Here is a 4,551-nt window from a genome sequence, read left to right on the forward strand (position 1 = left end):
CAGCCTTGAGCATCAGGGTTTGGCCAGGGTCCAAATCGTAGGTGTAATCAAGGGTGATCTTCACGGTTGGGTTTAGGTGCATTCCATCAAAGCCGCTTGCCTCGCGTACGCAACCACTAACCACCAGCGCCTTGCGATCCGCGTGCAGGGTTTCATCGACTGCTTCGCGGCGTAGGTAGCGTTCTCGAAAAGTAATAACTTCTTCGCGCTTGTAATAAAGCACCGAGTGCATAAGCGCCTGCCAGATTTTGGCCCGATAGTCGGCATCGGTGTTTTCACCCCAACGCCAATCGGCGATTGCCTTTGCCATGTGATCTGTGGCGCGCTGCAACTCAGCTAGTTCGCGCTCGGCCTTGTTGGTTGCGCTGTCTTGGTCTTCTGGGTCAGCGGCCCACTCAGCTTTTTTTCTATCAACCGCCTGACGGAACTCGTTGTACTTGGCATGCGCGCCTGGCATTGACGACAGCCATTCGTAAAGCGCCAGGGTAGAGACGCAGTCGTCCTCGTTGTAGTCCGCGATTGTCTGAAGCACTCGCTTGGCCTCGGCCTGATCTTGCTCGGCTAGCTGGCGGTAGTAGTCATACTCTTCGATACTTGAACCGGCATCAACCACGGTGCTCTTGCGGCCAAATTCGTAAAACGCCTCAAGCTTTTTGATTGAGTAGCTTGGCTGGCTAACCATGATTGAACCCTTGACCACTTTATAAAGGTCAATCATTTTTCCCTGACCAATTAGCCAGTCAACCTCTGCCTCCATCACGCCGTGGCGCGAAGCCAACTTATTCAGTGCGGTCACCTCGTATGGTGCGTAGTGATAAACGTGCGCGGTTGGATCTGCCTGCAATTTGTCGTAAGCAAACTTCACGAAGTCGGCAAAGGCAACTGCCTCTTGCTCGCGGTCGTGCGCCCAAAACTCGTGGAACTTTTTGTCGCGAGTTATGGCGCCAAACAAATACTCCAGCCCGCCCTTTTCTTCAAAGTATGGGAAGCCCTCCATGTCAAAGAAAATGTCATTTGGCGATGCAGGTGGAAGTACACCGATTTCAGGATCGTCGACCACAACATATGAGTGCTTGCCTGTTTCACGAAAGCTGGTTTGAAGTTTCGCTTGCTTGCGAAGTTTGTCGAAGCTGCCCGGGACAAAGTCGCTTGGGCGTTGGTCATCGGTGGCGCTGGCAAGCGCTGCCATTGTGGTGATGCCAGCCTTCTTTAGCTTTTCAATTTGCGACTTGTTGATGCCAGCAATCTGCACCAGGTGATCAACCTCTTTGCGATTGTGCTCGCACAGATCCGGATATTCGCAAATGACACAGGTGCTTTGCACATCACAGTGCAGCGAGAGGTGCTTAAGTTCAAAGTCACTGAGTTCACCAGCCGCTACTTGCTCAAACGCAGCCTCTAGGTAAGAACGAGCCTGACGCATGGCAGGAACGATCTCACCTTCTTCAAACAGTTCGATGGTGCGCGAGCCAAGAATTAGACCGTGCATGGCATCTGCCTTTAGGCCAAGTGCATCGAGCGCCTCAACGTAGAGAGCAACCTGTAATAGGTAGTGTGGCTTGGCCGAGCTGGCCAGCTTGGCATCCCAGGCGATATAACCGGCTACCCCAATACGTTCTTTAGAAGGCTTGGCAACCAGCTTGCCCTTAACGAATTCAAGTTCGTAATCGCCGCGAACTAGAAAGTCTGGGCGACCGGTGAATTCGGCAAGGCCTGATCGGTGTCGTAGCGCACCCTGGTAAATAACTGGAACACCGGCGTGCATGAGCGCCACGGTCTCGGCAAAAGTGTCTTTGCCCTCTGGGCGCTTGAAGTCGCCGTCGCCAAGCGAGGCACGAAGCTCTTCCTCTATCTCTGCTTCAAATTTGTCACCATAGGCCATTGCCAGGGTCTTGCCTTCAAGTTCGTAGGGCTCAACCAGAGCGCGAACCCCTGGCATATCCAGCTCTTTGGCAATCGCCAACTTGATGCAGTGATCACAGGTTGAGGCTCGCATTAGGTCGCGAGTGTTGAAGGCCCAAATATTTTGGGTACCGTGGTCGTCTTTTAATTTATACATGTGGATCTCTCCAAGATTTTGTTAGAGCTGGTCGCCCAGCTGTTTTCTTTGTATGGAGATTGTCCCACGACCCACTGACATTTAAGCGGCCAGGGGGTATCGGTGTTGAAATCTAAAGGGTTGCCAGAACAGCCGCTAGATCTGCCTTGGTTGGCGGCTCGGCTCCGGCGCGCTCACAGGTGATTGAGGCGGCGATACCGGCGGTCCAAACAAACTCACGCAGTACGTCGTCGCTCAGATTCTGCAGGCGGTCGAACGGATCGGTGCCCAAGGCGTCAACATCAGAAAGTTGCCCAAGCAGATTGGCGCAGAATGTGTCGCCGGCACCCACGGTGTCAACCACGTTGATCTTGCGCGAAGCCACATCAAAACGCACACGCGATCCATCAGCACCAAGTCGGTACACCGATACTCCGTCGCCGCCGCGAGTAATGAAAACGTGACGAGCACTCTCGCCAATCCACTTCCAAACAACTTTGTCTACGTCTTCGCCGTCGGCCATGTCGTACAACCAGTGAATGTCTTCGTCAGATGCCTTGATGATGTGTGAGATGTCATTGATTCGTTCAACGCGAAGGCGCTCGTGATTGCGCTCAAATCCAAGTGCCGGGCGAATGTTGATGTCGTGACTGATGGTTACAGACTTTTGTTTGAAGTGTTCGCGGGCCCAGTCTTCAATTACCAAGTTGCCTGGGCCCATCGCCATAGTCAAGCAACCAAATTGAATTGCGGTTGCGTGCATGTTTTCAAGATCGGCATCGGTTGGTAGTTCGTCCGGAGTCCACGCCCAGTCTGCAGTGCCGTTTACATAGAATGCGTAACTTGGCACACCGGCAGAATCCAAAGAAATAGTTACCAGCGTGCTTTGCTCTGTTGCAGAAATTGCGTGATCCAGGCCTACGCGATTTGCCTCAAGCTTGGCGCGAATGATTTTGCCAAAGCCGTCATTAGAAATGCGCGCTAGAAATTGCTGCGGTGTACCTCGGCGAGCAAGTGCAATTGAAACGTTGGCATTTGCACCACCAACAATCGCGTTGAATGAACCGGCCTGGTGGCGGTTCTCGAACAGGTCAATCAGTGCTTCGCCGATAACAAGGATCATGCCAAAAGTTTAGAGGGATAGGCTGGGGTCATGAACAGAATTCCTTTGGCAAACCGTGCTATTGCTCTTCCGCTGCTGGGACTTTTTGTGGCCTGGCTGGCCTTTATGGGGGCGGTTCTTGCCGACCTATTCGTGCCCCAGCCGCAGTACAGCAACACCGGCGAGGCTCTTTTCACTCAGGATGTTTTCCACATTGCCCCATACCTATTTCTGTTGGGAATTGCCTCGGTAGCAATCAGCTCACTTCTTGCCCAGGGTTTGGCCATTCGCGCCCGCCGCGAGAATGGTGAGAGCAACGCCCTTGCCCGTGCCGCCCAACGCTTTACAACCCTTGGAATAATTCTTGGTTTGGCCGCCGGTGCCATCTTTGCAATCGGCAACTTTATGGGCGCCTTTAACTCTTACTCTGACCGCGCCGAAAATCCGGTGCTGCGCATCTTCAGCGTCTACGTTCCAATTCTGTTGGCCACCGGTTTGGTGGTTTACGTGCTGCTTGCCGCGTTCGTGTTCCGTAACGATGAAACTACAAACACCGATGGCGTCAAGCAAAAGATGTCTGAAGCCCAAAAGGCACTTGGCCTTGGCTATGCGATTCCTATTTTGGCAACCGCAGTTGCCATCATCTTTGGTCTTGGCGTTTACGACGTGACTCGCACAAACTTGCAGGTTTGGGTTTGGGTGATCATCATCGCCATCGTGGCAGCCGGTGTGGTCTTTGGCACTCGCTTCGCCGCAAAGGCTAAGTCTGCAAAACCTGCCGCTCCAAAACCACGCACCGCTCTTGCTGCTGGTGCTGCGAATCTAAATCTTGTGCTCTCAATAGTTTTTGGCTCAGTGGTGACCATCATGGCTTTCTCATTTGGTGCCGAGGCAATTAATAAGTTGCGCACCTGGACCAACCCACCGGCAACTTGTGTTGACTCCGAGTGCTTTTCTGATTCTGTAATTAACGCACCAACCTGGACCTGGTTAATTCAAGAACTGGCGCCGGCTAAGGTATTGATTTTGCTTGCGATTGTTGGCATCTATGTCACCATCACCGAGCGAAATAAAGAAAGCAAGTAATTTGAAGTTTTTTGCATCGGGATTGTTATTTGACAACGACGGTGTGCTGGTGGACTCACACGAGGCAGCGCGCATCGGCTGGGAACAATGGTCTAAAGAGTTCGCGCCAGACTTCTTTTGGGATCAACCTGAAAACAGTGGAGTGCGTGCGGAAGACAAGGTTCGCCAACTCGTAGCTGCCGAACTTTTTGAAACGGCTAACGATCGCATCAACGAGCTGGAACAAGTAACCGCACACCTGACCACGCCGCTACCTGGGGCAGTTGAACTTTTGACCTCTATGCCAGCTGGGATCTGGACGGTTTGTACCTCGGCCAACGCCAAC

3 protein-coding genes and 1 pseudogene are annotated in these 4,551 nt (G+C 52.7%); 2 read left to right on the forward strand and 2 right to left on the reverse strand.

The features are described 5' to 3' along the window. Together Q0L26_RS05570 and Q0L26_RS05575 are read right to left on the reverse strand one after the other, a co-directional pair. Nucleotides 1-2,059: TM0106 family RecB-like putative nuclease (locus Q0L26_RS05570; protein ID WP_296648516.1), on the reverse strand; the 2,059-nt coding region annotated here is incomplete at its 3' end. A gap of 112 nt (nucleotides 2,060-2,171) precedes the next feature. After that, a complete protein-coding gene (locus tag Q0L26_RS05575; RefSeq protein ID WP_296648518.1) occupies nucleotides 2,172-3,161 on the reverse strand; it encodes a carbohydrate kinase in 990 nt (329 codons plus the stop codon). A gap of 30 nt (nucleotides 3,162-3,191) precedes the next feature. Between Q0L26_RS05575 and Q0L26_RS05580 the strand changes: the two genes are divergently transcribed. Continuing rightward, nucleotides 3,192-4,226, forward strand: coding sequence for a hypothetical protein (locus Q0L26_RS05580; protein WP_296648520.1), 1,035 nt, complete (start codon nucleotides 3,192-3,194; stop codon nucleotides 4,224-4,226). A gap of 1 nt (nucleotide 4,227) precedes the next feature. Then, nucleotides 4,228-4,551 (forward strand): annotated as a pseudogene (locus Q0L26_RS05585) (hypothetical protein); the annotation flags it as partial.

It is taken from the genome of Rhodoluna sp., from assembly GCF_024641065.1.
Classification (GTDB): Bacteria; Actinomycetota; Actinomycetes; order Actinomycetales; family Microbacteriaceae; genus Rhodoluna.

Bases quoted from the DNA above. Each gene is read 5' to 3' on its own strand.
- Q0L26_RS05575 (WP_296648518.1), bottom strand. From the start codon at position 3,161: ATGATCCTTGTTATCGGCGAAGCACTGATTGACCTGTTCGAGAACCGC.
- Q0L26_RS05580 (WP_296648520.1), top strand. From the start codon at position 3,192: ATGAACAGAATTCCTTTGGCAAACCGTGCTATTGCTCTTCCGCTGCTG.